We start from the raw sequence: 1,736 nt of genomic DNA on the forward strand, positions 1-1,736 counted from the left end.
GTCTCCGGCATCCTGGGCGGTCCCGGTCAGGCGAACTACGCGGCGGCCAACACGTATCTCGACGCGCTCGCCCATCTCCGCCGCGCGGAAGGACTCCCGGCCACCTCCATGGCCTGGGGCTTCTGGGAGAAGGCCAGTGGCATGACCGGGCACCTGGACGACGGCGACGCCGCCCGGCTGGCCCGCAGGGGGATCGTGCCCCTCACCGAGGAACAGGGGCTCGCGCTCTTCGACGCCGCCCTCGCCCCGACGGCCCCCACCCTGAACGTGCCGATCCGGCTCGACGCCGCCGCGCTGCGCGCCCAGGCCGACGCCGGACTGCTGCCGCCACTGCTGAGCGGCCTCGTCCGCGCGGCCAGGCGCAGGGTCACCGCCACCGTCGGGGACGACCACGAGACCTCCGCCCTCACCCGGCGCATCGCGCACCTGCAGCCCGCCGAACAGGAGCGGGAGCTGGTCGGGTTGGTGTGCGAAGTCGTCGCCGCCGTCCTGGGTCATGAGTCCGGGGAGGCGGTGGGCGCCGGGCGGGCGTTCAAGGAGCTCGGGTTCGACTCGATGCTCGCGGTGGATCTGCGGAACCGGTTGAGTGCGGCGACGGGGCTGCGCTTGCCGGCGACGCTGGTGTTCGACTACCCGACCCCGTCGGCGCTCGCTGGATTCCTGCGCGGAGAGCTGGTCGGTGCGGAGGCAGCCGCCGCTGGGCAGGTGCCGTCCACCGCCGCCGGGACGGTCGACGACGATCCGCTGGTCATCGTGGGGATGGCGTGCCGTTACCCCGGCGGGGTGGAATCGCCGGAGGACCTGTGGCGCCTGGTCGCCGAGGGCCGGGACGCGATCGCCGGATTCCCCGAGGACCGCGGCTGGGACCTCGAAGACCTCTACGACCCTGACCCGACCGTGCCCGGGAAGAGCTACGCGTGCGAAGGCGGGTTCCTCTACGACGCCGGTGACTTCGATGCCGGGTTCTTCGGGATCTCCCCGCGTGAGGCTCTCGCCATGGACCCGCAGCAGCGGTTGCTGCTGGAGACGTCGTGGGAGGCGTTCGAGCGGGCCGGGATCGATCCGTCCGCGCTGCGCGGCAGCCAGACGGGCGTCTTCGCGGGCGTCATGTACCACGACTACGCGGCGCGTCTCGCCGAGGTCCCCGAGGAAGTGGAGGGCTACATCGGCACCGGCTCCTCGGCGAGCGTGGTGTCGGGCCGGGTCGCCTACACCTTCGGGTTCGAGGGACCGGCCGTCACCGTGGACACGGCGTGCTCGTCGTCCCTGGTGGCCCTGCACCTGGCCGGCCAGGCACTGCGCAACGGCGAGTGCACCATGGCCCTCGTCGGCGGTGTCACCGTCATGACCAACCCCGGCCTGTTCGTCGAGTTCAGCCGCCAGCGCGGCATGGCACCGGACGGGCGGTGCAAGGCGTTCTCGGCCGCCGCGGACGGGACGGGGTGGTCCGAGGGTGTGGGTGTGCTGCTGGTGGAGCGGCTCTCCGACGCCCGGCGCCATGGGCATCGGGTGCTGGCGACGGTGCGTGGCTCGGCGGTGAACCAGGACGGCGCGAGCAACGGTCTGACCGCGCCGAACGGCCCCTCGCAGCAGCGGGTGATCCGGCAGGCGCTCGCCAACGCCGGTCTCACCCAGCAGGACGTGGACGCGGTGGAGGCGCACGGTACGGGCACGACGCTCGGTGACCCGATCGAGGCGCAGGCGATCATCGCGACGTACGGGCAGGACCGTCCCGG

Annotated in this window: 1 pseudogene; it reads left to right on the top strand. The window is 72.9% G+C overall.

The features are described from left to right. Positions 1-1,736: pseudogene (locus KUM38_RS39385) on the top strand (beta-ketoacyl synthase N-terminal-like domain-containing protein); the annotation flags it as partial.

The sequence above is a fragment of the Streptomyces sp. AC558_RSS880 genome (assembly GCF_019049255.1).
In the GTDB taxonomy this organism is placed as follows: domain Bacteria; phylum Actinomycetota; class Actinomycetes; order Streptomycetales; family Streptomycetaceae; genus Streptomyces.